At 53.4% G+C, this 24,317-nt stretch carries 25 protein-coding genes, 1 tRNA gene and 1 riboswitch; of the genes, 15 read left to right on the forward strand and 11 right to left on the reverse strand.

Features of this window, described 5'->3' with window-relative positions:
* Positions 1-32: 32 nt before the first annotated feature.
* The 3 genes from IDM49_RS02075 to IDM49_RS02085 are packed head-to-tail and all read left to right on the forward strand — an operon-like array spanning position 33 to position 3,222.
* The gene (locus IDM49_RS02075; protein WP_228008150.1) at positions 33-1,349 is read left to right on the forward strand and encodes an MFS transporter; all 1,317 of its coding nucleotides are present in this window, start codon (positions 33-35) and stop codon (positions 1,347-1,349) included.
* 11 nt (positions 1,350-1,360) lie between these two features.
* Complete coding sequence (rlmC, locus tag IDM49_RS02080) at positions 1,361-2,491, forward strand: 23S rRNA (uracil(747)-C(5))-methyltransferase RlmC (RefSeq protein ID WP_190724857.1); 1,131 nt, start codon at positions 1,361-1,363, stop codon at positions 2,489-2,491.
* A gap of 38 nt (positions 2,492-2,529) precedes the next feature.
* Positions 2,530-3,222: a type 1 glutamine amidotransferase domain-containing protein gene (locus IDM49_RS02085; protein WP_190724858.1), complete on the forward strand. Its 693-nt coding sequence runs from the start codon at positions 2,530-2,532 to the stop codon at positions 3,220-3,222.
* 103 nt (positions 3,223-3,325) lie between these two features.
* Here IDM49_RS02085 and IDM49_RS02090 read toward each other — a convergent pair whose 3' ends face one another.
* Positions 3,326-3,634 (reverse strand): cupin domain-containing protein, encoded by a 309-nt coding sequence (locus IDM49_RS02090; RefSeq protein WP_228008151.1) that lies wholly within the window; start codon positions 3,632-3,634, stop codon positions 3,326-3,328.
* Between the two features lie 195 nt (positions 3,635-3,829).
* Complete coding sequence (locus IDM49_RS02095; protein WP_228008152.1) at positions 3,830-4,516, reverse strand: VanW family protein; 687 nt, start codon at positions 4,514-4,516, stop codon at positions 3,830-3,832.
* A 409-nt stretch (positions 4,517-4,925) separates the two neighbouring features.
* Here IDM49_RS02095 and IDM49_RS02100 point away from each other — a divergent pair, with 409 nt between their 5' ends.
* From IDM49_RS02100 to IDM49_RS02110, 3 genes are read left to right on the forward strand one after another with little or no spacing between them, the layout of a single operon-like run.
* Positions 4,926-5,582, forward strand: a complete 657-nt coding sequence (locus IDM49_RS02100; protein WP_190724859.1) for an isochorismatase family protein — start codon at positions 4,926-4,928, stop codon at positions 5,580-5,582.
* The gene (locus IDM49_RS02105) at positions 5,579-6,346 is read left to right on the forward strand and encodes an SDR family oxidoreductase (RefSeq protein WP_190724860.1); all 768 of its coding nucleotides are present in this window, start codon (positions 5,579-5,581) and stop codon (positions 6,344-6,346) included. The genes IDM49_RS02100 and IDM49_RS02105 overlap by 4 nt, the downstream gene beginning before the upstream one ends.
* 48 nt (positions 6,347-6,394) lie before the next feature.
* A complete protein-coding gene (locus IDM49_RS02110) occupies positions 6,395-7,489 on the forward strand; it encodes an isochorismate synthase (protein ID WP_228008153.1) in 1,095 nt (364 codons plus the stop codon).
* Positions 7,490-7,492: 3 nt separating this feature from the next.
* Here the strand turns inward: IDM49_RS02110 and IDM49_RS02115 are convergent, their stop codons facing one another.
* Positions 7,493-8,269 (reverse strand): 4'-phosphopantetheinyl transferase family protein, encoded by a 777-nt coding sequence (locus tag IDM49_RS02115; protein WP_190724862.1) that lies wholly within the window; start codon positions 8,267-8,269, stop codon positions 7,493-7,495.
* An 84-nt stretch (positions 8,270-8,353) separates the two neighbouring features.
* On the opposite strand from IDM49_RS02115, the gene IDM49_RS02120 reads away from it, so the two are divergent.
* A complete protein-coding gene (locus IDM49_RS02120) occupies positions 8,354-9,367 on the forward strand; it encodes an RNase H family protein (RefSeq protein WP_168614612.1) in 1,014 nt (337 codons plus the stop codon).
* Positions 9,368-9,504: 137 nt separating this feature from the next.
* Here IDM49_RS02120 and IDM49_RS02125 read toward each other — a convergent pair whose 3' ends face one another.
* From IDM49_RS02125 to IDM49_RS02140, 4 genes are all read right to left on the reverse strand, one after another.
* A complete protein-coding gene (locus tag IDM49_RS02125; RefSeq protein ID WP_168614611.1) occupies positions 9,505-9,795 on the reverse strand; it encodes a WXG100 family type VII secretion target in 291 nt (96 codons plus the stop codon).
* 229 nt (positions 9,796-10,024) lie between these two features.
* Positions 10,025-11,488 carry a sensor histidine kinase gene (locus tag IDM49_RS02130; RefSeq protein WP_168614695.1) on the reverse strand — a complete coding sequence of 488 codons (1,464 nt, stop codon included), beginning with the start codon at positions 11,486-11,488 and terminating at the stop codon, positions 10,025-10,027.
* 13 nt (positions 11,489-11,501) lie between these two features.
* Positions 11,502-12,206, reverse strand: a complete 705-nt coding sequence (locus tag IDM49_RS02135) for a response regulator transcription factor (protein ID WP_190724863.1) — start codon at positions 12,204-12,206, stop codon at positions 11,502-11,504.
* A gap of 98 nt (positions 12,207-12,304) precedes the next feature.
* Entirely contained in the window at positions 12,305-12,538 is a 234-nt protein-coding gene (locus tag IDM49_RS02140; protein ID WP_168614609.1) for a hypothetical protein, read from the reverse strand.
* A 131-nt stretch (positions 12,539-12,669) separates the two neighbouring features.
* On the opposite strand from IDM49_RS02140, the gene IDM49_RS02145 reads away from it, so the two are divergent.
* Positions 12,670-13,224: a DUF3027 domain-containing protein gene (locus IDM49_RS02145; RefSeq protein WP_190724864.1), complete on the forward strand. Its 555-nt coding sequence runs from the start codon at positions 12,670-12,672 to the stop codon at positions 13,222-13,224.
* A 180-nt stretch (positions 13,225-13,404) separates the two neighbouring features.
* Positions 13,405-14,760, forward strand: coding sequence for an MFS transporter (locus tag IDM49_RS02150; protein ID WP_190724865.1), 1,356 nt, complete (start codon positions 13,405-13,407; stop codon positions 14,758-14,760).
* Positions 14,761-14,887: 127 nt separating this feature from the next.
* On the opposite strand, the gene serC is transcribed toward IDM49_RS02150, so the two are convergent.
* Positions 14,888-16,009: a phosphoserine transaminase gene (serC, locus tag IDM49_RS02155; RefSeq protein ID WP_403214750.1), complete on the reverse strand. Its 1,122-nt coding sequence runs from the start codon at positions 16,007-16,009 to the stop codon at positions 14,888-14,890.
* A gap of 260 nt (positions 16,010-16,269) precedes the next feature.
* Here serC and IDM49_RS02160 point away from each other — a divergent pair, with 260 nt between their 5' ends.
* From IDM49_RS02160 to IDM49_RS02170, 3 genes are all read left to right on the forward strand, one after another.
* A complete protein-coding gene (locus IDM49_RS02160; RefSeq protein WP_168614605.1) occupies positions 16,270-16,962 on the forward strand; it encodes a metal-dependent transcriptional regulator in 693 nt (230 codons plus the stop codon).
* Positions 16,963-17,484: 522 nt separating this feature from the next.
* Positions 17,485-17,626, forward strand: a riboswitch (cyclic di-AMP (ydaO/yuaA leader).
* A gap of 5 nt (positions 17,627-17,631) precedes the next feature.
* The gene (locus IDM49_RS02165; protein WP_168614604.1) at positions 17,632-18,234 is read left to right on the forward strand and encodes a C40 family peptidase; all 603 of its coding nucleotides are present in this window, start codon (positions 17,632-17,634) and stop codon (positions 18,232-18,234) included.
* 249 nt (positions 18,235-18,483) lie between these two features.
* Entirely contained in the window at positions 18,484-18,720 is a 237-nt protein-coding gene (locus IDM49_RS02170) for a hypothetical protein (RefSeq protein WP_190724867.1), read from the forward strand.
* Here IDM49_RS02170 and IDM49_RS12185 read toward each other — a convergent pair.
* Both IDM49_RS12185 and IDM49_RS12190 read right to left on the reverse strand, forming a co-directional pair.
* Positions 18,709-19,224 (reverse strand): HD domain-containing protein, encoded by a 516-nt coding sequence (locus IDM49_RS12185; protein WP_228008154.1) that lies wholly within the window; start codon positions 19,222-19,224, stop codon positions 18,709-18,711. The genes IDM49_RS02170 and IDM49_RS12185 overlap by 12 nt on opposite strands.
* Before the next feature lie 99 nt (positions 19,225-19,323).
* Positions 19,324-19,620 (reverse strand): DUF4031 domain-containing protein, encoded by a 297-nt coding sequence (locus tag IDM49_RS12190; protein ID WP_228008155.1) that lies wholly within the window; start codon positions 19,618-19,620, stop codon positions 19,324-19,326.
* A gap of 200 nt (positions 19,621-19,820) precedes the next feature.
* Here IDM49_RS12190 and IDM49_RS02180 point away from each other — a divergent pair.
* Positions 19,821-19,893, forward strand: a tRNA-Arg gene (locus IDM49_RS02180).
* Between the two features lie 158 nt (positions 19,894-20,051).
* Here IDM49_RS02180 and IDM49_RS02185 read toward each other — a convergent pair.
* Positions 20,052-20,720 carry a hypothetical protein gene (locus IDM49_RS02185; protein WP_190724868.1) on the reverse strand — a complete coding sequence of 223 codons (669 nt, stop codon included), beginning with the start codon at positions 20,718-20,720 and terminating at the stop codon, positions 20,052-20,054.
* Positions 20,721-20,809: 89 nt separating this feature from the next.
* Between IDM49_RS02185 and pcrA the strand changes: the two genes are divergently transcribed.
* Together pcrA and IDM49_RS02195 are read left to right on the forward strand one after the other, a co-directional pair.
* Positions 20,810-23,509 carry a DNA helicase PcrA gene (pcrA, locus tag IDM49_RS02190; RefSeq protein WP_190724869.1) on the forward strand — a complete coding sequence of 900 codons (2,700 nt, stop codon included), beginning with the start codon at positions 20,810-20,812 and terminating at the stop codon, positions 23,507-23,509.
* Between the two features lie 103 nt (positions 23,510-23,612).
* Entirely contained in the window at positions 23,613-24,224 is a 612-nt protein-coding gene (locus IDM49_RS02195; protein WP_190724870.1) for an aminomethyltransferase family protein, read from the forward strand.
* Positions 24,225-24,317 lie beyond the last annotated feature (93 nt).

Raw genomic sequence — 24,317 nt, forward strand, 5'->3', positions numbered from 1 at the left:
CACAGAAAAATTTAGCCTGCCTAGGAGCCGCTGTGAATTACTCATCCGCCGCATCAGCATCCAGGCCTCAAGCATGGCTGTGGACTCTCGTTGCTTTCTCGCTGACCTCGCAAACCGCCTTGAATATGGTACGTCCGCAGATGAGCTATAAGCTCATTGAGCTGGGTGCTAGCGAGGCGTTGATCGGTGCATTGACGGCTCTATACGCGCTGGTTCCTGTCTTTCTGGCGATTTGGTTTGGACGCTACACCGAGCGGGTCAAAAATCTGCGGCATACCGTGATGGCTGGTGGCCTGCTCATCGGTGTTGGTGCGGCGCTGATGGCGCTGGTGCCATCCATTTTTGGTGTTGCGTGTGCGAGCGTCCTGCTGGGCTTTGGTCATCTTATCTTTGTGATTTCATCGCAGGCATCGGTAACCCGTTACTCTACGGATGCGACGCTTGATAAAGGTTTTGGCTGGCAGACAGCCGGCATTGCTGCCGGGCAGTTGCTGGGCCCCTTGCTAGGCGGCTTATTGCTGGGTGATAGTCCAGGTGGTGATCGTATGCACCTGATTAATCTTGCTTTGTGGCTGGGCGCTGTGTTCGCGATAGTATCGGTGCCGCTCATGCTCTGGCCTGTGCGTTTGAAAGAAATGCCAGCACTGACCTCGGAAATTCCGATAACGGCGCAGGTCGAAGAGGTGCCGCAAGAGTCCACAGCGGAGGTTCTGGGCGAGAAGCCTCTTGCCGGTGCCTCGGATAGCAATCCTGGCAAGGCGACCACTCTCAAAATTATGCGTCGGCACGGTGTTGTCTCAAATATGTTTGCCTCGTTGGGCATGCTGTCGGTAACCGATATCTTGATCTCCTTCATGCCGCTGGTGGGTGAGGCGGCCGGAGTTTCGCCCGCGTGGATCGGCCTCCTGCTAGCTATTCGTTCTGCTGCCACGATCGTTTCTCGTTTTTCACTGTCGTCCTTGAGTCGTCGATGGAATCGAAGTCAGCTAGTGATTACATCTTTGCTCGTGAGCGCCGTGCTCATCGCGCTGATTCCACCCACCATCAACAATGTGATTATTTCGGTGATTGTGATGCTCATCGGTGGTTTCTTTGTAGGAATTGCCCAACCGCTGACGATGACCATGATTGTCAAAGAGGTTCCTGTTTCTTGGCGCTCGCCGGCCCTTGCCGTGCGTCTGCTGGGTAACCGTCTTGGGCAGGTCACTATCCCGCTGATTGCCGGTGCCGTGGCATCGCCATTGGGGCCAGCTGGCGCTATCTGGTTTACCTGCGTGCTCATCGGTGTCTCGGGCATAGAAAAGACCATCAACTATGCCCGCACGGGACCGACTGCGATGGACCGGTAGAATGGTGCCCTATGCAGTGTGACTATTTTGATGCCGGTGTGTGCCGCTCGTGCACCCAAATTCGTGTGCCCTACGCTACGCAACTTGAGTCTAAGGATGCGGATGCGAAAGCACTGCTTCACGAGCACGCTCAGTTGCGCTGGCTCTCGCCGGTAGCCAGTAAAGAATCAGCTTTCCGTAACAAGGCAAAAATTGTTGTTTCTGGCACACATCAGAACCCTGTCTTGGGCATTCTTAATCGGGAGGGCAACGGTGTTGATCTGAGCGAATGTCCGCTGTATACCTTCGATATTCTGGCGCTGATGCCGGTTCTTCGCGAGCTGATTCAGCGGGCATCCTTAACGCCCTATAGCGTGCCCGCACGAAAAGGCGAGCTGAAAAATATTCTGGTAACAGCCAGCCCCAGCGGTGAGCTGATGCTCCGTTTTGTGTTGCGCTCTAAAAAACTTCTGGTGCCTATTCGTCGCGAAATCTCGTGGTTGCAACAACGGAATCCGGCAATTAGCGTAGTTTCTATCAACCTTTTGCGCGAGCATAAAGCGGTGGTTGAGGGTGGGGAAGAAATTATTCTGACCGAGCAGCAAACCCTGCCGATGCAGGTTAACGGCATGGATTTGCACCTGCGCCCACAAAGCTTCTTTCAGACAAATACCGCTATTGCCGAGGCGCTTTATGCTCAAGGTGCGCAGTGGGTAGCGGATGCCGCACCGCACACGCTGTGGGATCTCTATTGCGGGGTTGGCGGTTTTGCCCTGCATAGCGCGCAGGCTTTACCTGACGCGTCCATTACCGGTATTGAAATTAGTGAAGAAGCCATTGCTTCTGCGCAACGCACTGTGGATGAAAAAGGGCTTGATAACCTGACTTTCATTGCGCAGGACGCCACGACTTTTGCCGTTGATGCTCAAGAGTTACCCGAGTGCGTTGTTGTCAATCCGCCGCGACGCGGTATTGGTGAGCAGTTAGCGCAGTGGCTGGAGCACTCGGGAATTCAAACGGTTGTTTACTCCAGCTGTAATGCGCGCTCGCTGGTGAAAGATCTTGAGAAGATGCCCTCGCTGAAGCCTGTGGAGGGGCGTGTTTTTGATATGTTCCCGCATACGAATCACTATGAAGTGGCGGTATTGTTGCAACGCGCGTAAATTGGTAAGTGTAATTACTAATTGTTGCAAGGAGAAAAATGAAACCGGTTCTCGCGGTGGTTACCAACACCGAAAAATACGAAAAGTTTGATACTCCCACCGGCCTGTGGTTTAGCGAACTGACGCATTTCTATGATGAAGTGAATGCTGAAATTCCCGTAGTGATCGCCAGCCCGCAGGGTGGAAACACTCCTTTCGACCCGGTGAGCCTGCGCAAAATGTTTGTGGACGGAAAAACCGAAAAACACTTCAAAGATCCCGCCTTCCGCAAGGCGTTGCGCGAAACAGCTAAGCTCTCAGACCTCAACCCCGATGACTTTAGCGCTATTTACTTCACCGGTGGCCACGGCACCATGTTTGACTTTGTGGGCAATCCCGAGCTCGATGCTTTCACCGCGAAAATTTACAGTAACGGCGGACTCGTCTCGGCCGTGTGCCACGGTGTTGGTGCGTTGAGCACGGTCAGCATCAATGGCCGCGCTCTTATTGCTGGTAAGACCATCACAGGTTTCTCAAACACTGAAGAGAAGCTGGCTATGCGAACCAAGCATGTGCCGTTCCTGCTTGAAGATCGCCTCAAAGAAGTGGGTGCCAACTACACCAAGGCGGCGCTTCCTTACACCTCGTTCACTCAGGTTGATGGACGCATCATCACCGGCCAAAATCCGCAGTCGGCACGCGCGGTGGGACAGATTGTTCGTGAGGCACTGCTGAACAAACCTGCGTCCTAAAGGCGCAGCTCAAATAAAAATGCCCCGCCCGATATTGCTGCCGAGGATGCAAACCGCATACGTAAGAGCAATATCGGGCGGGGCTATTCTGCGGGGAAGGTCTTTAGCCTTCTAGAGCGTTGTAGTGCTCATCGTCAACGGGCTCAAGCCATTCACCTTCGCCAGCGGTAATGGCAACGTGGTTGAACCACGAATCCTTGGTTGCGCCGTGCCAGTGCTTGACACCGTCCTTGGTCACAACGACGTCGCCTGCGGTGAGTTTACGAGCTGCCTGGCCGTCCTCCTGATACCAGCCTTCACCTTCGGTCACCAGCAGAATCTGGTAGCCGCCCACATGTTTGTGCCAGTTATTGCGGCAACCGGGTTCAAAGCTGACGTTTGCGACCATGACGTCCACGTCGTCTTCATTCACTAGTCATTTGAGGAAGCTCTGACCGATAAAGTACTGGCCAAAAGCCTCATTGGGCTCACCGAAACCGAAAAGACTGTTCTTAACTTCTTGTTCGTTTTTGCCTGCCATGGTTACTCCTTTGTCGTAGAGGCCGGTACTTTCACCCTACTCCTTGAGGTGCGAATCGACGAGCACTGCGGTAATACGCGGTCGTACCTACATCTCTATAATCTCAAGGTTGCTCGTATCGTAGAGTACCTTTGCGTGGTTGGTTTTGATGAGCTGTTTTTCGACATCATTGCCGGAGGCGCGGTCGATGGTTCGCTTGTAAATTTTGGAGTTGCGGTAGACCGTGCCGTTTTCTTTGCTGAAGAACTCGTCTTCGACTTTGATGCGGTATTTGAAGTCTTGGTGCTCGGTGGAACGCAATTCACCGTAGAGGTATTCGTCATCGGTGTAGGTGATGAGCTGGTAGGTCTTATCGGTGGTGTTGCGGAACCTGTAATCGAGGTAGTTGTAAACAATCGAGGTGTCGGTGCCGAAAGGGACTTTGCGACCAAAATCAGGGAACATATCAACACCGTCATGGTGGTGGTGTTCCACGATCTCAAAGGGGGTGTGTAGAACCATCCAGTGGATAAGTTTTGAGAACTGGCACATGCCGCCGCCAATACCGGACTGGGCGTCCTCCTCGCGTCCAACCATCAGCCCTTCTTTATAGCCTTTCTTCGGTGTGCATTCACCAACGAGCTTCCAGAGTGAAAAGACTTCGCCGGGCTTGATAAGCACGCCGTTGACGAGCGGAGTGCAGATTTTGAGGTTTTGCGCCTTGTTTTCTTGAAGGTCCATGCGCGTATTGCCGAGCTGGCGGCGAATCAGAGAATTGTGCTTGTAGATCACCACCGGCAGTTTTTCATCGCTTTTAGCGGTTGCAAAAATGTTCTTTACTGAGGCGGTCTTTGATCTGTCGGGTGAGGATGCTTTTGCGGCGGGAGATTTGGTAGGTGAGCGGAGAGATCTCGCAGAAGAGCTTGCGGGGCATGGCGGTACTTTCTAAAAGTGTGGTTCGAAAAATAAGTGAATGTATACCGTCATGGTATGTGCCTCACTTCACTAAATGAGGTTATGTGGGGCTGTGTAAAAAACGTGTCTAGCGTAAGCCGTTCCAATTCGCAGTGTAGGAACATTTTAATAAGGTTCCACTTAAAGCTAATTTCATTAAGCCTAATCAATTAATTAGGTAAACCTAAGTTTGAGTGTGTTAGTGTTTTCTCTGGTCACCGGTACAAAACCACAGTCTCTAGGAGAAAGCATGGCTCTACCTCAGATTTCCGGCTATCGATATACGCCCGCAAACCTCACCAACACCGTTGAGTGGACGCTGGATCCTGCCCGCGCCGTGTTGCTTGTGCACGATATGCAGCAGTACTTCATCAACGCATTCGATCGCTCCGATTCTTCTGCTCAAATCAACGTTGCTATTAATTCCATCGCAGCGCTTATTGCCGCCGCACGCGAGCAAGATATTCCCGTAGTTTTTTCAGCTCAACCACCGCGTCAAACGGCAGAAAAACGCGCGCTACTGACAGATTTTTGGGGAACAGGCCTTCAAAGCGATGAAGCCGCTGCCATCATTGAAGAGCTACAGGCACAAGAAGCGGAGATCTTGACCAAGTGGCGTTACTCAGCCTTCGCGCACACCGATCTTCGTGAGCAGATGAAGAGCTGGGGTCGCGATCAGCTTTTGATTACCGGTGTGTACGCTCATATCGGTTGCATGACGACCGCTCTTGACGCGTTCATGCACGAGACCCAGCCCTTCTTTATCCACGATGCGCTCGCTGATTTCAGCCTTGAAAAGCATCAGATGGCCTGCGACTATGTTGCCTCACGATGCGGTCTTGTGTGCTCTACCCAGCAAGCACTGGATCAGCTCGGTAGAGGAACTCGCGTAAGGGGCGCCGCATGAAATATGTTCTTGTGACGGGCGCTGCCGGGGGAGTAGGACGCGCCACCACCGAGGCTCTCCGTTTAGCTGGCTACGGGGTAGTCGCAACAGATGTGCTGAGCGCTCAGCAGTGGAAAGAGAACTTTGGTGAAGAGCCGAATACTCACTACTTCCCAGCCGATATGAGCCGGGCAGACAGCATCCTCGCTCTTAGAACTTCGGTTCAATCACTAGGAGTAGAATTGCAAGGGCTTGCGCTGTGCGCCGGCATCGCTCACAGCCAGCCGCTACTAGAAACCTCGCTCGAAAGCTGGCAGCAGGTGCACGCAGTGAACTCCACCGGAGTCTTTCTTGTGATCCGCGAATTTGCGCAGCTCATGATTGACCAGAATCCGAAAGATAGCACTAACGCACGCGGTATCGTCACGGTGAGTTCTAACGCCTCACACACGCCCAGAGCGGAATTCGGTGCATACGGTGCCTCTAAAGCATCCGCATCGAGTGTAAGTTTAAGTTTTGGTTTGCAACTGGCACAGTACGGTATTCGAGTGAACACCGTGTGCCCGGGAACCACACGCACACCAATGGTTACCGACGCCTGGTGCGGTGAAGACTTATCTCACCAGCCGGTTGAAGGTAACAGCAAGAATTTCAGGCTCGGTATTCCGCTCGGACGCATCGCTGAGCCTGAGGACATTGCAGCTGTCATCGAGTTTCTCGTAGATTCACGCTCCCGTCACATGACGATGCAGGAGCTAACAGTCGATGGTGGTGCAACGTTTTAGATGAGTACACTAACAACGAATGCGCTTCGAGAAAGAAAGTTTTCGCCCGTGAGTATTGAGCAACCGTTTGCTGATTTTGTGATGAGTGTGGGCCACCAGAGCATCACCAGCGCCGGTGCGCTAACTGCTGTTACTGAAGAAACAGCGCTTGAAACCGCGCGCGCACAGAAATCTATTGTGATGGGGCTGGTGCCGTTTGATCCGTCTCGTCCTGCAACCCTGTGGGTTCCGCAAAGTTACACGGTCGAAGAGCGAAAGGACGCTGGCACTGCTACCGACGGCTCGCATAACTTCCCAGCTCCCAGCCGCGTCGAGGGCATTGATAACCCGCGCTATCGTCAGGCTGTAGGGGATGCGGTTGCGCGCATGAACAACGGCGAGTTCGACAAGGTCGTGCTGGCACGCACCCTCACCGCCCACTACGACCAGCCGCTTAACATCGCTGATGTTTACGATAACCTGACCCTGCAACAGCCTCGCGCCTACACGTTCTCCGTAAAATTGCCGGATTCCGATGAGTACCTCATGGGAGCTTCTCCCGAACTCGTGTTTAAGACAGAAGCCGGCGGACGCTTCAACACGCATCCTTTGGCCGGTTCGGCTCAGCGTTCTGCGCACCCCGGCGACCTTGAAGATATGCAAATTGGTGAGCAGTTGATGCGCTCCGCTAAAGACCGCGCCGAACACGCCACCGTCATTGATGATATCCGCTCGCGTCTTGCCCCTTTAACAGAGGAACTTGATGCTCCCGCTGTTCCCGAGCTCATGACCACCCCGCAGCTCTGGCACCTGGGAACCAAAATTACCGGCGTCCTCAAAGGGCATCTGAGCTCGCTAGATGGTGCTCGGGCTATCCACCCCACGCCAGCGATTTGCGGTACTCCGCGCGATATTGCGCTAGAGAGCATCCGCGAGTACGAGGACTTTGACCGCGGCTATTTTGGTGGCTTAGTGGGCTACATGGATGCGGACGGCAATGGCTCGTGGGCGCTGGTGCTACGTTGCGCCCGAGTGAGCCCGCATCGTGCAACTCTTTTCGCGGGTGCAGGTATTGTGCGCGCATCGCAACCTGAGAGCGAGCACGCTGAAACCGCTACCAAGCTGGGTACTTTCGGCAAGGTGCTGGGAATCAGTACCCGCTAAGTCTTAGGGCGCTAGAAGATCGCGCACCATTTTGGGTGTTGTTACCCGATGCATAGCAACAGATACAGGGGCGGACGCTGCAACGCAGATGTAGTGTTCGCCCTTCGTGTACCAGTGCACGTCAAAGCTATATTTACAGTTGGTCGAGGGGTCTGCGAAGGACGCGTGTGCGCGGCTAAAGGGCGCACTGTCATCGCTCATTGTTACCACGACGCTTCGCGGGTCTACCGAGAGACCGTGGCCGGTTGCTTTGAGCACCGCCTCTTTAGCATTCCACAAAAGCATACGCACCAGCTGCGCTGACTGGGAGTCAAGGGTAGCAAGGAACTCTCTTTCGCTGGGAGCCAGGGCGATGCGATCAAAGCCGTTGTGAAGAGATCCGCGAGATTTCTCAACGTCAATGCCGAGTAGCAACTGGTGGTCGCGGGTGAAACCTCCAATGACTAAGCCCTGTGTGCGGCTCATGTTGAGGTTGACGCCCTCAATGGTGGGCTTACCGTGCTGAGCGCCGCTGTCGCATAAAGAACACGAACGATCCACCGGGATTGCTGCCGCACCAGTGGGGAGCACTCCGAGGGTGGTGGCCGCAATCGTACGCATCAGGGCGTGTTGCGCCGCGTAGGTCATGGCATCGTCAGGGTGAGTAAATTCAGCGGCTCGGCGTTGTTCCTCGAAGCCTACGTAGGCAAGCCAACTCACGCCGTACCCGGAACGTAGCATCTCAGGATCAAGCAGAAAAAGCTCCACCGCGGTAGCGGGCTGCTGCGTCATATTACTCATGAACGCAATTCTACTGAAGTTTTATGAATGCGGTTCTTGCACTGAAATACAGGTCAGAGCTACTTATTCGCTAAGGTTAGTTGCATGGGAACTAAAGAACCAATTATTGCCGCCGCTGACGGCTCTGCGCTGGGCAACCCCGGCCCTGCAGGCTGGGCATGGTATATCGATGATGATACGTGGGCTGCCGGTGGATGGAAGCACGGCACCAACAACATGGGCGAGCTCAAAGCAGTGCTCGATCTTTTCGAAGCAACGGCGCATGTTCCCGAGAGAAAACTTGAGGTGCTGTGCGATAGCCAGTACACCATCAACTCTTTGACTAAGTGGATGCCCGGTTGGAAGAAGAAAGGGTGGAAGAAATCCGACGGTAAGCCTGTGCAGAACCAGGATTTGATGAAGGCGCTGGACGCTGCTTTGTCAGGGCGAAATTACGAGTTCAAGTGGGTGAAAGGCCACGCGGGCCACGCACTGAACGAAGCCGCTGATGAGCGTGCACGTGCGGCGGCAACAGCCTACCGCGATGGGAAAAAGCCTAACTCAGGCCCCGGTTTTACCGATGATGCTGACAGCATCGAATCAGACGAACACACTGTGGTGGATTTGTTCCCGTCACCGCAAAACCGTATGAGCGAAGCCGAAGCAGAGGCACGGCGCGCGCATCCTACAAACTATCGTTCCGGCGATGCCTTAGAAGAACAGGACCGTGCCGAGGAAGAAGCGCACAGCGCGCGCATTGCCCAGATTGGGCCTGACCGCCTGGCCGCTCACCAAGAAGAGCTTCTCTTGCGCGCCGAGAATTACGCGGATGCGCACAAGCTGGAATCTTTTCTAGCTCCCGAATTTTCGTGGGTGACACCTCGCGGCGTCATTGTGTCTCGTCAAGAAGTCATTGAGCACCGCGAGAGAGCTTTCCATGTGGAAGGCACTCCCGAGATTATCGAGACCGATATGCTCAATGAGTCGACGGCGCTAGTGGTGTCACGAGTCTTTACTAAACGCGGTCAAGTGGTGCGCACCAGCTGGTGGGTTCGCGAGAACTACCGCAATGAAATTGGCGCTTGGCTCCTGCGTTTTCGTCAAGAGAGCGCAACGTAGATAAGTTTCTAGGCGTAACAGGTGCAGGCGCTGAGCTTCCTTGCTGGTGCCGAGAGCCGGTCTTCGCGCTGGTCGCTGCACAAAGGACGCTTGGTACAAGCCTACAGACCTACACCTGTGTACCGCCGTGCGCCGATCTAGCCTAAGAACATCGCTGCGTTAGCGGACTCGGTGTCGTCGTAGTTCATACCTGCCTTGGAAAGGGCATCGTTAATCTGCGCGATAGCCTCTTCAACCTGACGTTGAGTAGCACGCCAGTTACTCAAAACGCCCTGAAAATTCACGGACGCAGAGCCGGTCCACGAGTTCTGCAAATCCTGCAGAGAACTCGTCATACCGTTGACCTCGGCAATAATCGAATCGACGTGGGCGCGTGCCTGAGCGCTCTTTGAAGCAATGAGGTCTGAGTCAACAACAAACTGTGCCATGGTGGTTCCTTTTCAAAAGAGTTGGGATTGATGCAGAGGTTAACACGCTGTTTAGGCTGAGAAATCCTACGCTGAAAAGTTGCGAGCTAACCTCCTGACACTACGGTATGTCTTGGGCACTCCGGAAAACTACTTAAAGAAAAAATCTGTGGATAAGTAGCCCTCAAACTACGATATCCACAGATTTTTCTGTCCTCAGTTGGCGTGTGTCCACATTCCTAACGTCTCTTTAACGCTCCGTGAGCGCTTCTGCCGACGCCGGAATCTTCAACACAAAGGTCGCGCCACCACCGGGAGTTTCTTCAATATCGATGGTTCCATCGTGCTGCGCAATAATAGCCGCCACAATCGCCAGCCCCAGACCGGTGCCGCCGGTCTCTCGCGTCCTTGACGTATCTGCGCGGTAGAAACGCTGGAAGACGCGCTCGCGGTCTTCGCCGTGGATACCGGGGCCGTGGTCGCGTACTTTGAGCACCGACAGCAGCCCGTTGGGGCCTCGGTCAGTTCCCACAGCGATTTCGAGGGGAGAGCCCTCGGGCGTGTAGCGGATAGCGTTGGTCATCAGGTTAGCTACCACCTGACGCAAGCGCGATTCATCGCCCATGACAGGGGCAGTGGTGCCGTCGCTGTCGGGATCCTGCAAGCCCACCACAATAACTTCGCGATCGGGTGCGATGGCAAAGGCGTCGGCAGCAGCGTCCTGAGCGAGCTTGAGCAAATCAACGTTTGTATTTTCGTTGACGCGACGCTCATCGATGCGGGCAAGCGTCAGCAAATCTTCAACCAGCTGGCCCATGCGCTTAGATTCTGCCTCGATGCGCGCCATCGCCTTGCCAACGTCCTCCGGAGTTTGTAGGGCACCGTGACGGTAGAGCTCTGAATACCCGCGAATTGAAACCAGAGGTGTGCGCAACTCGTGCGATGCATCGCCCACAAAGCGGCGCATCTTTTCTTCAGAGCGCTTGCGGGTATCGAAGGCCTCTTCAATGTGCGCCAGCATCTGGTTGAGTGAGTTTGAGAGGTGCCCCAGCTCGGTGTAGGGATTGTAATTGACGATGCGCTGAGAGAGGTCGCCCGAGGCGATTTTGGCTGCTGTTTGTTCGACGCGGGCGAGCGGCTCGAAGGCTCTGGTAACGAGTACCCAGCTCATGGCGATAGCCGCGAACAGCGTCGCCATACCGAAGGCGATTGTCAGCATACCCACCAGCGCCACCGTTGAATTAGTTTGCGTTAGCGGGGTTGCGATGATGACGGAGTACTGGTCAGAATCCGTTGAAAAGGGCATGATGCGCCACTGTGTGTGCCCCGATACCGACGGCACGGTAAAGCCCGTTGCTGATAGCTTTTCTACGCGATCTCGCGGCCACGTGCCCGTCAGAGGGGTGGACTCACTTTCATCGGCGGTGGAGAACTGGTGCACCACGTTGCCCTCAGAATCTAACAGGAAAGCGGTGTAAGCCAGCCGCGGCGTCGAATTAATCTCACTGCCGGAAGGCAGAAGATTGCTGGTAATCACGCCGGCATTGGACTGAATTTCTTCATCCAACTGGCTAGTGAGGTGGCTACGCATCGCTGAAATAGCAACGAGCGCTGTCACCGCAATAGCAAGAGCAATAAGGAGCGAGCTTAAAACAACCAACTGGGTTCGCAATGACAGCGAACCCAGTCGGGAGCGAAGAATACGTTGACGCATCATCTACTAAAAATTACTTCTTAGACGTGCGGAGCAGGTAGCCCACACCGCGCTTGGTGTGAATGAGCGAGGGGAGCTCCGGATTGTTATCAATCTTGCGGCGCAGGTACGAGATGTAGGATTCCACGATTGAGGCGTCGCCGTTGAAATCGTATTCCCAAACATGGTCAAGAATCTGAGCCTTGGACAGCACACGGTTGGGATTGAGCATGAGGTAACGCAAGAGCTTGAACTCGGTGGGCGAAAGGTCAATTTCGCGGTCGCCACGGAACACCTCGTGCGCGTCGTCATCGAGAATAAGATCGTCAACGCGCAGGCGTGAATCTTCTTCTTCGTGAGCTGCGGTGCGGCGTAGAACAGCGCGGATGCGCGCTACAACCTCATCCAAGCTAAAGGGCTTGGTCACGTAATCGTCGCCGCCAACGGTCAAGCCTGTGACCTTATCTTCGGTGTCGTCTTTAGCCGTTAAGAAGAGTACCGGGAACAGGCGCCCTGATGCGCGGAGCTTGCGGGTGACGGTAAAGCCGTCCATATCGGGCAACATGACATCGAGTACAGCGAGATCGGGAGATTCACTCTGTGCTTTGTCGAGTGCTTCGCGCCCGTTCGATGCGGTCACTACTTCAAAGCCTGCAAAACGCAGGGAGGTAGCGAGCAATTCAAGAATGTTGGGCTCGTCGTCTACTACTAGTAGTTTTGCTTCAGTCTGCTTTTTCACGGTTTAATAATCTCCCTTTTAGCTGAAAGTTTGCTGTGACAATCTCTACCGTCTGCTGATTTTCTCCCTTGACTCAATGGCAGGACGCGGTGTTATGGCTACAGCGCGCGACGCTGAAGGACGAGGAACACCATGGCAATCATCAGTGCGATGAATGCGAGGGGGAAGAGAAGCAGCGGAATCTGCGTCAAAATGTTTGGGGTGGATGCTCCGGTCCACTTCATCCAGAGCATGAGAACTCCACTGATGGTGCTGATAATGGCAAGAATTGCGCCGGTTACACCGAGCGCACGAATGGTGCCGGCGTAGGGCAGTACGTCTTTTGTAGTCATGTACTTACCGTATCAAGGCCTTCTCGATACCGGATTCCTACAGGTAAAATCGGGAATCTTTCTTCGACATATATGACTTATCTAAAAGGCCGAGTTAAACGTTTGAGCGATTTTCACGCTTTAATAGGAGTATGTCAGAATTTGCTCCCGAGGCTATCGATACTTCGACGCCTGAGAACGCCGTATCGACCTTCGACTCTACAGAGAGCACCGATGAGCATCCTTCGCTGGGTGTGCCGGTGCGTCGTCGCCGTACCGAAAAGGTCGATGAGGTTATTGCTGCAGCTAAAGATCTTGCGCTGACTGGGATTCTTGAAATTACAAATTCTGAGTCAGTTGGTCCTGTTCATCACGTGCGCAGTGAAGAAGAGCGATTGAGCACTCATCTATTTGAGTGTGCTCTGCCCGGTTACCGCGGGTGGTTCTGGTTTGCTACCCTTGCCCGCGCACCCCGTTCCAAGCACGTTACTGTTTGCGAAGTTGGTTTGTTGCCCGGTGACGACGCTTTACTGGCCCCTGAGTGGGTTCCATGGTCCGACCGAGTTCGCCCTGAAGACACCGAGAGCGATGACGATTACGACACTACCGATATCGTAGATGCCGAGGACGTTGATGAAGATGCGCCGGTAAACCAGCTAGAAACCAAGAGCTCAGAACAAGAAGCCCGTGAATCAGAGGCCGAATAGCACAAATAGCTAGAGATAAAGCGCTCGCCCGTAAAGGGGGAGCGCTTTACTTTATCCTCTGCTAGTGAGCTATCAGCGCATTTGTTAAATATTGCGTGACTTTAAGTGAACAAAAAAGCATAGTAAAACTTTAGATACAACAGCAGATGGATGGTGAGCGCAACGAGTCAGGTACAGAGTATGCAAGGCCCGCAACCGGTGGTAGATAAATCTACGACCTTTAGATCCTTGTGGATTATGAACTACCGCATTTGGTTTGTCGGTGCGTTAGTTTCAAATATCGGCACATGGATGCAACGCATTGCTCAGGACTGGTTAGTGTTCAATGAGCTGAGCGACCAGGATTCTACCCAGATGGGTATTGTCATGGCGTTGCAGTTCGCTCCTCAGCTTCTGATTGCCCCTTATGCGGGTGTGGTTGCTGATCGTTATGACCGCCGTAAGGTGCTGTTGTGGACGCAAAGCGGCATGGGTCTTTTGAGCTTGGGGCTGGGGTTGCTGACCATTTCGGGGCTAGCTCAACTGTGGCATGTTTACTTCTTTGCGTTAGCCTTGGGCGTGGTAACTGCTCTTGATTCGCCGGTGCGTCAAACCTTTGTCTCGGAGCTGGTTTCTGACCAAGACCTGCCTAACGCGGTGGCTCTTAACTCAATGTCATTCAACTCCGCCCGCATGATAGGTCCGGCTATCGCTGGCGTTATGGTGGCAGCTGTTGGCTCCGGACCGGTCTTTCTGATTAACACCGTAACGTTTGTGGCGATGATTGCCGCTATTCTTCTGATTCGCATCGAGCAACTCAGGTATTTTGAACGCGCGTCCAAAGCTAAAAGTCGTCTGCGTGATGGGCTGAGCTACTTGAAAACCCGGCCGGACATCCTCGCCGTTATGGTGGCGGTTTTTCTCGTGGGCACTTTCGGCTTGAACTCAGCGATGAACATTGCTGCTATGGCAACCACCGAGTTCGGTCACGGTGCCGGTGAGTTTGGCTTCCTCAACTCGATTCTTGCTATCGGCTCGGTGACGGGCACGCTCTTAGCAGCACGACGCGAAGTGCCGCGTCTACGCTATATCTTCGGCGCCTGCGCGGGCTTTGGTCTTGCGTGCTTCTTCGCCGCACTTTCACCCAATATGTGGTTCTTTGCAATTGCGCTTGTGCCTATGGGGCTCATGGCGCTCACCCTCATCACTAGCGCCAACGCCTATGTGCAGGTCACGACAGAGCCGCTGATGCGCGGTCGCGTCATGAGTCTTTACATGGCTGTTTTCATGGGAGGAACGCCCATTGGTGCACCACTGGTGGGTATGGTCAATGATGTTTTCGGTGCTCGTTGGGGCTTAGGCGTAGCCGTGATTGCCAGTTTGCTTGCCGCCGCTATCGGCGTCGGCTGGTATATGCGCTCACAACAGCTCCACGTTGTCTTTGACCGTTCTGCTAGCACCAAATTTGTTCTGCGTAAGCGCGAAGAGGGTGCTACGGATAATGACAACGAACCGCCTGCGGTTACAGCGGCTATCGATGTACAAGAGCCACGCTAAACGCCACCACTACATAAGAACCGGGCAGGGATGCTGACCGTTAGTCTCTCATGACGCTAGTCCCCGAGCCAGCTAACAGTTAGCATCCCTGCCCGGTGCAATGAGGCAAGAATAGCGATAATTGAAACTACAGATTCTCCACCACGTAGTCGATACAACGTAGAAGTGCTGAAACATCGTCAGGTTCAATGGCCGTAAAGGTGGCGATGCGCAACTGGTTGCGCCCGAGCTTGCGATACGGTTCGGTATCAACCACGCCGTTAGCGCGCAAGGTTTGGGCGATGAGGGATGCGTCGATGCTTTCGTCAAAATCGATGGTAGTTATGACATTGGAACGCTCGCTTGCATCGGTAACAAACGGTTGTACATACGAGGATGCTTTGGCCCACTGATAGACGCGTGCTGCTGAATCCGCGGTGCGTTCAGCGGCGAAGGTAAGCCCGCCGTTGGCGTTCAACCATTTCACCTGCTCATTGAGCATGATGAGGGTAGTAAGGGCAGGCGTGTTGTAGGTCTGGTTTTTCAGCGAGTTATCAACCGCCGTAGCCAGCGACAGAGAATCTGGAATCCAGCGTCCTGACTCTGCAATTTTCTGTACACGCTCGAGTGCTTTCGGGGAGAACAGAGCAAACCAGAGGCCACCGTCGGAGGCAAAATTCTTTTGAGGCGAGAAATAGTAGACATCGCACTGGGAAATATCTACGTCCAAACCGCCCGCCGCACTTGTGGCATCGACCACTACCAGCGCATTCTCGTCAATGCCGACAGGACGCTGCACCGGAGCAAAGACGCCGGTTGATGTTTCATTGTGCGGCCACGCGTACACATCAACACCCTCCTCGGCTACAGGAGACGGGCGTGTTCCGGGCTCCGAAGAAATAATAGATGAGCGCTCTAGATGAGGGGTCTTATCAGTGGCCGATGCGAATTTAGAACCGAACTCACCGAACACCAGGTGCTGGGCTTTAGATTCCACAAGACCAAAAGCCGCCGCGTCCCAAAAAGCTGTAGCGCCACCGTTGCCGAGAATTACCTCGTAGCCATCAGGAGCTTGGTAGAAAGTTTTGATGCCTTCGCGAATCTCAGCCACCAAGTTTTTAACGGGCGCCTGACGGTGAGACGTGCCTAAAAGTTTTTTGCCTGCCGCTACTACAGCTTCAACTTGCTCAGCACGAACCTTCGAAGGCCCTGCCCCAAATCGACCATCGGCAGGAATCAAATCAGCGGGAATGGTGAGAAAATCAGTCACAATACACTCCATTTATGGTTGTGAGCCCAGCGTAAAGGGTGAGGGAACGGGCTCGAATACTCTCTATTGTGCCTGTGAAAGCGACGAAGGCAGAGCAAACCGGCAAATTTTCGAATGGTGAGATAAAAGAGTGTAACGCAAACACACAATCTCGTACGCTCACAAAGTAAGCTGACCATGAAAATAAAAATCAGCATTAGAATAAATATCTAAAGAAACCCCACGTGCCGGTGCACGTATCTGGATAAGAGAGCACAGACATGACAGATCTTATTGATACTACTGAAATGTACTTGCGCACGATTCTTGAACTTGAAGAAGAAGAAATTGTGCCTATGCGCGCTCGCATTGCTGAGCGCCTGGACCATTCTGGACCCACTGTTTCGCAGACTGTTGCGCGCATGGAGCGTCACGGGTTGGTTGAGGTCGCTAAAGATCGTTCTTTGCAGTTGACCAAGGACGGTCGTCACAAGGCTGTTGAAGTGATGCGTAAGCACCGCCTAGCTGAGCGCCTACTGTCGGACGTTATCGGGCTTGAATTTGAATATATTCACGACGAAGCCTGCCGGTGGGAGCATGTAATGAGCGAGCGAGTAGAGCGTCGCCTGCTCGAGCTACTCGATAATCCTAAGTATTCGCCGTACGGTAACGCGATCCCCGGTCTTGAAGATCTAGGGGATAGTAGCGAACGCAATGATACGCGCACCGTGTCAATGACTATTGCCGCTAAAGACTCAGATGAGGATGACCGCTTTACTATTTCTCGTCTCTCAGAGTTTGTACAGACCGATATGGACTTGCTGGGTAAGCTAGCGGCGGCTGGAATCGTCTACGGTGCTGAAGTATCAATTCTTCCGACGCCTCGCGGAGTGCGAGTTACGGCTGAAGGGCAGCAGTCCGGGCTGGAGCTTATCGAAGAGATTGCTGATTCGATTGTGGTCAAGCGTCACTAGGGCGCTACGTATTTTTATAAAGTTTTATCTGGGCAACCCGTCTGCGGTAGGCAGGCGGGTTGTTGTTTTAAAGAAAACCGGCGTTGAATGCTTTATCCAAAGGGCGGCGAATCGGAGTGCGAGACCGTATATGCTCCGTTACCTAATCGTGACTTTATGAGGTATAGACACCTTAAAGGGGACGATAGGACTGTTTTAAGTAGTCTCTGGGCGACGAATCTCATGAGTGTGATTAAGCTTGCTTAAAATAGGTATGAAGGGTGCTTATTTATGATGCTTTTTGTAAAGATGCTAGTCAGAAGCTCTTTTCGCTAGTTGCTTTTCAAGGTAAAAATGTATCACATCACTTAAAATCCTCATCGCCCGCCGGTGGATTTATCTAGAATTTATATTTTCGTGACCAAAACGTGACAATTCCTAAAAACGTGTGTAATGTCTTCTTCTGTGCCAATCACTGGTCGGATCGGCACCCCTGAGAACAGCACGCCTAGTTCTGCCACTGTTCGCAGCAATCAGGGTCTCATTCATAAAACACTGCTTGGCAGAAGCGGGGGAACCAAATTTTGGGCTTCACATCAAAGCCCTTGGGGTTAAGTTGCACTACGCAACCGAGTGACTTCCTACTCGAACCCGACAGCTCACCTCGTTAGGCACTGGAGGAAAACTAAAATGGCTTCAAAGACTGTACGCAACGCGTCAATCGCGGCAATCGCAACCGCAGCAGTTGCAGGCTCAGCACTCCCCGCTAACGCATACGCAGAGGCAGCACCCGCTGCGGTAAACACCACTTACTCAGCACCTTCACTATCAAGCTTTGACTCAGCTACCACCGAGTTCAGCTACTCATACGACAACGGTTCACAGCAGCTTGCTTCAACTTCATCTGTAAAGCCTCAGTCACAGGAAATCAAGAACGTTGAAGGTTCACGTGCAGCTGTGGTTGCAGCGGCGTATGACGGTATCGGTGGCGCATATGTTTGGGGCGGTGACTCCTACAAGGCTTGGGATTGCTCAGGCTTCGTTGCTAACGTTCTTGCTCGTAGCGGTGTTAACGTAGATTCTTACACATACACTATGAAAGACCAGCTCACCCCCACCTCAAACCCCCAGCCCGGTGACATCGTATTCACCAACGGTTACGCCCACGTAGGTATCTACGTTGGTAACGGTCAGATGATCTCAGCTCTCAACCCCGGTCAGGGCACCCAGCTGACTTCAGTTGACGGCGGCGGCTTCATGCCCGTTGACGGTTACTACACCGCAGGTCTCTAAGACTTAATTTTTGAGAGTACAGCGATAATAAGTTGAGCTTGCATAGCGTTCTGGTCTTTATAAGCGTTATCTGAGCTTCTCACCTAAAACTTGATTTCTTGACGGTGATGCGTCTTGAAATTGCTGATCGATAATTTATCGATGGATGCGGCCCCAGTACGACCAGCACGGGCCGCATTTTTTATGCCCTTTTGTCTCAACAGCGAACATGCAAAGCATCCGAGGTTCGGGGTGGGTAGAATCAGTTGTATGCCTACACAGTTTGAATCTCCCACATCCAGCTCTGACGAAGAATTCAAGTACATGGCAATCGGCATGATTGCCGGTGCCATCCCCGGAATCATTATCGGATTGCTCGTTGCTATTCCACTCGGTCACGCTGCCATGTGGGTATCCATTGTCGGTGGTCTTGGCGTGGTGATTGGTCTTATTGCCTCACGCATAGCTTTCAAGAAAAAGACCAAGAACCATCGCTCACAAGTATAGACTTTGTAGTTCTCGACGCATGTTATTGCGCGCTTGCTCCTCAAAGAGCCGGCGCGCTTTTTCTGTATAAAAAAGCCGCTCACGCTGGGTCGCATCCGCAAGAAACTGTTTGCGACCACGCCTAAAATCTTCATCGCTGAAATGAGAAAACTCTTGGCGGACGCCCGCGCTATAGCGGTCGTACCTCGGAGTCTTTGCGCCGAGGATTGCCATATCGGCATCAAAAAATGCGTGGACCTCGTGAGATGAAAAGGCCTGAGCGATTTCAGGCGGCAACTGGTCAACAGTATGAGCGGCGGTTGCCTCTATGAGCCCTGCAACCGCGTCCATCTGTTGCTGGGAAATCGCGTCCTGATGGATAAGAGGCGCACCCACGTCTCTGGCAAAACGAGCTGACGCCTCTTCATCTTTACCGGGTTGCGCGTCGTACACGATATCGTGAAGCCACGTCGCCAGAACTAGCTCCGCGGTAAGGGGTGTAAGTTTCTCTAGAACAGTCAGCATTTCAAGCAGATGCGCGCTGTTATGGTAGGCACGATGAGGCTGTCCCCACTGCTCTAGAAGGTGCTCTCCTAAATCAGTGAAGTAAGGAAAATACTCGCTTCACTGACGGAGCAGGGTGTTTCGAATCTTCTCCGGGCGCTCCTTCAACGGTACTCGTAGCCCGGATGCGATAAGAGCGCGGGTTAGCTCACCACCGGTTACCGGGGTCGCTCCACCGGAGACCAGCCGGCTGTAAAGGTCATCGGGCACATCGTAGTGGTCGCGATCGAAAGCCCTGAGCGAGATTGAGTGATTCCGCGCGAAAGCGTGCAACTCAGCGTAACTGGTGTCTGACACCATGTGCGAGAACAGGCGTCCGTGAGCCGGCCACGCCGGGGGATCAATCAAAATAGCCATACTCTATAGTTTTTCACACCTGGTTTGGGTGAAAAAATGAAAACACATATACTGGTGAGAGTCTTGAAAAAGATAAGCACTCGTAGCTCAGCTACGCGTCAATTTTCCGAGCGTGCGAGGAGATAAAAATTGAGGTGTAGAAGCGAGCGCAAGCGAGTAATCCCCTGAGGCTATGACGGGGGAGTAAAAATAAAATATAAGCCCTCGTAGCTCAGGGGATAGAGCACCGCTCTCCTAAAGCGGGTGTCGATGGTTCGAATCCATTCGAGGGCACTAATAAACCCACCTGCTTTTGTCAGTAGGTGGGTTTTTGTTGCCCTCCCTCTAACGCCGAGATCCTGATTTATCGACGAAATCCTGATTTAAAACAGGATCTCGTCGACAAATCAGGATCTCGGCGGATATGTATAGGACGCAGGTAGGGCAACCACCTAGCGTCGCTGTTCGGGTAGCTCGCCGCGGGAGAACGCATCTACTTTGCCGCGTACCAGTCGCACTGCAAGGTAGAGCAACTGGGCGAGCATCGCGAAAAAGAGAACCCAGCGCAAGGTAACGAGCAAGGACGCGAGTGCTACAGCACCGCTGTTGGGGTTGGTGACAGCTGCATTGAGCACAAAACCGCCGATGATGTATACCAGGGCAAATAGCACGGGAATGATGAGGTGCAGGTTGCGTGCCTTAGCGCGTAGGTGTGCCGCGAAGATGAAGCATACCCATGTTCCAGCGAAGAGTACCGGGAAGACAAGGGCTGATACGCGGTGGTATGCCTTGTACTGCTCGAGGTAATCGGGGCCAATGTTGTTGGCAAAGGCGGCAACGTGGTCGCGTCCAAAAGTGAACATGAGCTCGGGGACGGTGTTGCCCGCAAAGTTAGAGAACTGTGGGAGCAGCCAAAAATAGTTGTAAGCGCCTAAAAGCACCGCGACGGCAAGCGCCACGTACAGGTACATATTGGATGAGGATTTGGTGGGCTCTGCATATAGCTGGCCGCTGGGGTAGCGAGAGGCGCGTGCAGCCGGGGGAGTAGGATGCGAATCAACCGGGGCGTGCGTGTTGTCTTTGCCGTACAGACGTTCTTTTTGACCTTTAGAGAGACCCATGCTTTCTATTATCGTCAATTTCACCGTGAGTGCACGCTGAGAGTGAAGTCTAACGTTCGAACACATCTTCGGTTTACACTGGAATAACGATGGATCACTTGTTTGACGATGACTTTATGCCCGCCCGTTCACAGAACTCGCGCCAGCCCGCTGGCGATTCGGTGCCTGTAGAAGAGCCGCCGTACGACCCTTTCTACGATGCTACCGCGCCGGACGCTGCGTATGAGCAGGAGCCGACGCCCAATCTTGAGGTGCCGGCTGATATTGTTGCGCTAGATGATGCGTTCTCTGACTTTATGCCGCCCAGCTACCAAGTAGGGCGTCACGAGGAGTTTGCTGAGCCGTCCGTCGCCCCGTCTGCTGCGCGTTTAACGGAAGGGCTGAACGAGCAGCAGAAAGAGGCCGTCATTCATGCTGGTTCGCCCCTGCTTATTGTTGCGGGTGCGGGCTCGGGCAAAACCCGCGTCCTGACCCACCGTATTGCCTATCTTCTGGCAACTGGACGCGCGCATCAGGGGCAGATTCTTGCGATCACCTTTACGAATAAGGCGGCTGCTGAGATGCGTGAACGTATTCAGCAACTGGTGGGGCCGCGCGCTCAGCATATGTGGATTTCTACCTTCCACTCTTTCTGTGTGCGAGTGTTGCGTCGTGAAGCTAAAACTCTGGGTCTTAAAACAACATTCTCGATTTATGACTCCGCTGATTCACTGCGCCTGATCACCTTGATCGCTAAGCAACATAACTTGGATTCTAAGAAGTTCGCACCGCGTTCTATTGCCAACAAGATCTCCGGGTTGAAGAATGAGCTGGTTTCTGCTGATCAGTACGCCATGCAGGTCAGCGAATCTAACCCGTGGGAATCGGCGATTTCAAAGGTGTACACCGATTACACTGCTCGTTTGCGCGCAGCTAATTCTTTGGACTTCGACGATTTGATTGCGCAGACCGTGCACCTCTTGCGAGCATTCCCGCAGGTCGCTGAATACTACCGCCGCCGCTTCCGCCATATTCTGGTGGACGAGTACCAGGACACCAACCACGCACAGTACGCGCTGGTTCGCGAACTGGTGGGCGCGCATCGCCGCAACGATGAGCAAGGCCCGTACCCTGGCGTCGTTGAACCTGCAGAACTCACCGTTGTGGGTGACTCTGACCAGTCCATTTATGCCTTCCGCGGTGCAGATATTCGCAATATCACCGACTTCGAGAGCGACTACAAGAACGCTCGCACCATTTTGCTGGAACAGAACTACCGGTCAACACAGAATATTTTGAGCGCAGCCAACGCGGTGATTGAGCGCAACAAGGATCGTCGACCCAAAAAACTGTGGACGGCGTCCGGCGACGGCGCAAAAATTACCGGTTACGTAGCTGATTCTGAGTACCTTGAAGCCCGCTATATTGCTCAAGAAATCGACCGTCTGCGCGATGAACACGAGACACTGCCCGGCGATATCGCGGTCTTTTACCGCACTAACGCGCAGTCACGAACACTTGAAGAAGCTCTCATGAAGGTGGGCCTGCCCTACCGCGTCGTGGGCGGCACACGCTTCTACGAACGTAAGGAAATCAAGGACGCTCTGAGCTACCTGCGCGTACTTGTGAACCCTGACGACGATATCAACGTACGCCGCATCCTCAACGAACCTAAACGCGGTATTGGTACTAAATCTGAGGGTGTTGTTGCTGATTATGCATCCCGTGAGCGCACCTCATTTATGACTGCGGCGCGAGCAGCTACCGATATTCCCGGGCTGGGCGCTGCAGGAGCTAAAAAAATCGTCGGTTTTGTTCAGCTCATCGACGATCTCGCGCAGATTGCTGAAACCGAGGATGCCGCCACCTGCCTTGAAGCAGTACTGGAGCAGACCGGCTACCTGCAAGCACTGCGGGAATCCAACGATATTCAGGACGAATCACGCGTGGAAAACCTCTCCGAGTTGGTCGAAGCGGTACGTGAGTTCCAGACCGATAACCCAGAAGCAGGTCTTGAAGACTTCCTCGAACACGTTGCGCTGGTCGCCGACGCTGACCAGATCCCTAACAAACCCAAGGTAGGGGAGGACGGCGAAGGCCCCACCGCTGCGCAGATTGCGGCGGAAGTTGCTGAGGCGCGCTCGCAGGGTGTGATTACTTTGATGACCTTGCATACCGCGAAGGGACTAGAGTTCCCCGTGGTCTTCTTGACCGGTCTTGAACACGGGCTCTTCCCGCATCAGCGCGCACTGACCGATGATAGCGAGATGAGCGAAGAGCGCCGCCTGGCCTACGTGGGGCTGACGCGCGCGATGGAACGCCTCTACATTACGCGCGCCGAGATGCGGTCTATGTGGGGCAAGAGCCAGTACAACCCGCCCTCACCATTTATCGAAGAGATTCCCGAAGAACTCATTGAATGGAAGCGGCGCGGTGGTGCCCAGTCAGGAGGTTGGGGCTCAACCGGTTTCTCTGGCGGTTACGGTAACTCCGTCTACACCGATCGCTTTAGCGGGGGAGCGAAGTCATCGTACGCGTCCTACGGCACCGAAGAACGCGGTGACCGTTTTGGTCGCAGCAGCACTGCCGACGTCTCTGGCTTTAAAGCCGCAGCAAAGAACGTCTCCCGTGTTCAGCAGAACAAAGAGATTCCTGCGCTGTCAGTGGGTGACAAAGTCAAGCATGCGAAATTCGGCGAAGGCACCGTTATTGCTGTGGAAGGTAGCGGCGATAAGACGGTTGCTAAAGCACGATTTGGCACCGACGAGAAACGTCTGATGCTTCGCTACGCGCCGCTTACTAAAATCTAGCTATTTCTGTGAAGCGAAGAAATAAATTAACTCTTCACATATAATCGTTAGTCATTAGCAAGGGCGCTGATAGTAAAGCCCATGACATACATAGGTGAAATTTATGCATGAAGACGCAGTAGCATCGCCGGCTGACGAATTTTCTGAGGCGATGGACGCGGCTACAGATACCACAGTCCAAATCAGCGAGATTACAGATCTCACCTTGTTTCGCATTGAGATCGACCCCGATTCTGAGGGCGCTCAGCGAATGACGAAGGTGCTGGGCACTGAATTCCCTCGCTACAGTGGCGAAGTCAATGGTGATGCTTTGGCGCAGGAAATTCTGTACGGTACCCGCCAGGTGGTTGCTACTTTGAATGTAGAACCTCACGTATTTTTGGTGGTCAGCCGTGTAGATCCGATTAAGCTGGGGCGAGCTCTTGATACCGCTCTTGGTAACCACGATGGTTTTGTGGTGGACGTTTCCGCTAACCGTACGGTCATTAACCTCAGTGGTTCTGGCGCGCCCAAGGTGCTGGATGCGAATGCAACTTTCGAGGACGCATCGCCCAAGTATTTTGAGCCCGGCATGGCTTTTCGCGTGCGCGTAGGTGATTCTGCGCTGATGCTGTGGAAGCTGAGCAAGCAGGAGTACCTGATGGTGCCCCGTAAATCTGATACCGCGCCTTTCGTCATTAATATGCTCGACGCGATTGAGGACTACCGTTCTTAGTTTACAAAGAAAATAATTCCAGAACCCGGCACAACTGAGTTTAAGACTGATCATTCTCAGATGCGCCGGGTTTTTCTTTATCTACTTTCCCGG

It is taken from the genome of Rothia terrae (assembly GCF_014705925.2).
GTDB lineage: Bacteria > Actinomycetota > Actinomycetes > Actinomycetales > Micrococcaceae > Rothia > Rothia terrae.

Excerpts from the sequence above, each read along its gene's own strand:
- IDM49_RS02085 (WP_190724858.1), top strand. The coding sequence starts at position 2,530 with ATGAAACCGGTTCTCGCGGTGGTTACCAACACCGAAAAATACGAAAAG.
- IDM49_RS02115 (WP_190724862.1), bottom strand. The coding sequence starts at position 8,269 with ATGAGTAATATGACGCAGCAGCCCGCTACCGCGGTGGAGCTTTTTCTG.
- IDM49_RS02145 (WP_190724864.1), top strand. The coding sequence starts at position 12,670 with ATGTCAGAATTTGCTCCCGAGGCTATCGATACTTCGACGCCTGAGAAC.
- IDM49_RS02105 (WP_190724860.1), top strand. The coding sequence starts at position 5,579 with ATGAAATATGTTCTTGTGACGGGCGCTGCCGGGGGAGTAGGACGCGCC.
- IDM49_RS02130 (WP_168614695.1), bottom strand. The coding sequence starts at position 11,488 with ATGCGTCAACGTATTCTTCGCTCCCGACTGGGTTCGCTGTCATTGCGA.
- IDM49_RS02195 (WP_190724870.1), top strand. The coding sequence starts at position 23,613 with ATGCATGAAGACGCAGTAGCATCGCCGGCTGACGAATTTTCTGAGGCG.
- pcrA (WP_190724869.1), top strand. The coding sequence starts at position 20,810 with ATGGATCACTTGTTTGACGATGACTTTATGCCCGCCCGTTCACAGAAC.
- rlmC (WP_190724857.1), top strand. The coding sequence starts at position 1,361 with ATGCAGTGTGACTATTTTGATGCCGGTGTGTGCCGCTCGTGCACCCAA.
- IDM49_RS02170 (WP_190724867.1), top strand. The coding sequence starts at position 18,484 with ATGCCTACACAGTTTGAATCTCCCACATCCAGCTCTGACGAAGAATTC.
- IDM49_RS12185 (WP_228008154.1), bottom strand. The coding sequence starts at position 19,224 with ATGCTGACTGTTCTAGAGAAACTTACACCCCTTACCGCGGAGCTAGTT.
- IDM49_RS02150 (WP_190724865.1), top strand. The coding sequence starts at position 13,405 with ATGCAAGGCCCGCAACCGGTGGTAGATAAATCTACGACCTTTAGATCC.
- IDM49_RS02140 (WP_168614609.1), bottom strand. The coding sequence starts at position 12,538 with ATGACTACAAAAGACGTACTGCCCTACGCCGGCACCATTCGTGCGCTC.
- IDM49_RS12190 (WP_228008155.1), bottom strand. The coding sequence starts at position 19,620 with ATGGCTATTTTGATTGATCCCCCGGCGTGGCCGGCTCACGGACGCCTG.
- IDM49_RS02120 (WP_168614612.1), top strand. The coding sequence starts at position 8,354 with ATGGGAACTAAAGAACCAATTATTGCCGCCGCTGACGGCTCTGCGCTG.
- IDM49_RS02160 (WP_168614605.1), top strand. The coding sequence starts at position 16,270 with ATGACAGATCTTATTGATACTACTGAAATGTACTTGCGCACGATTCTT.
- IDM49_RS02125 (WP_168614611.1), bottom strand. The coding sequence starts at position 9,795 with ATGGCACAGTTTGTTGTTGACTCAGACCTCATTGCTTCAAAGAGCGCT.
- IDM49_RS02100 (WP_190724859.1), top strand. The coding sequence starts at position 4,926 with ATGGCTCTACCTCAGATTTCCGGCTATCGATATACGCCCGCAAACCTC.
- IDM49_RS02185 (WP_190724868.1), bottom strand. The coding sequence starts at position 20,720 with ATGGGTCTCTCTAAAGGTCAAAAAGAACGTCTGTACGGCAAAGACAAC.
- IDM49_RS02165 (WP_168614604.1), top strand. The coding sequence starts at position 17,632 with ATGGCTTCAAAGACTGTACGCAACGCGTCAATCGCGGCAATCGCAACC.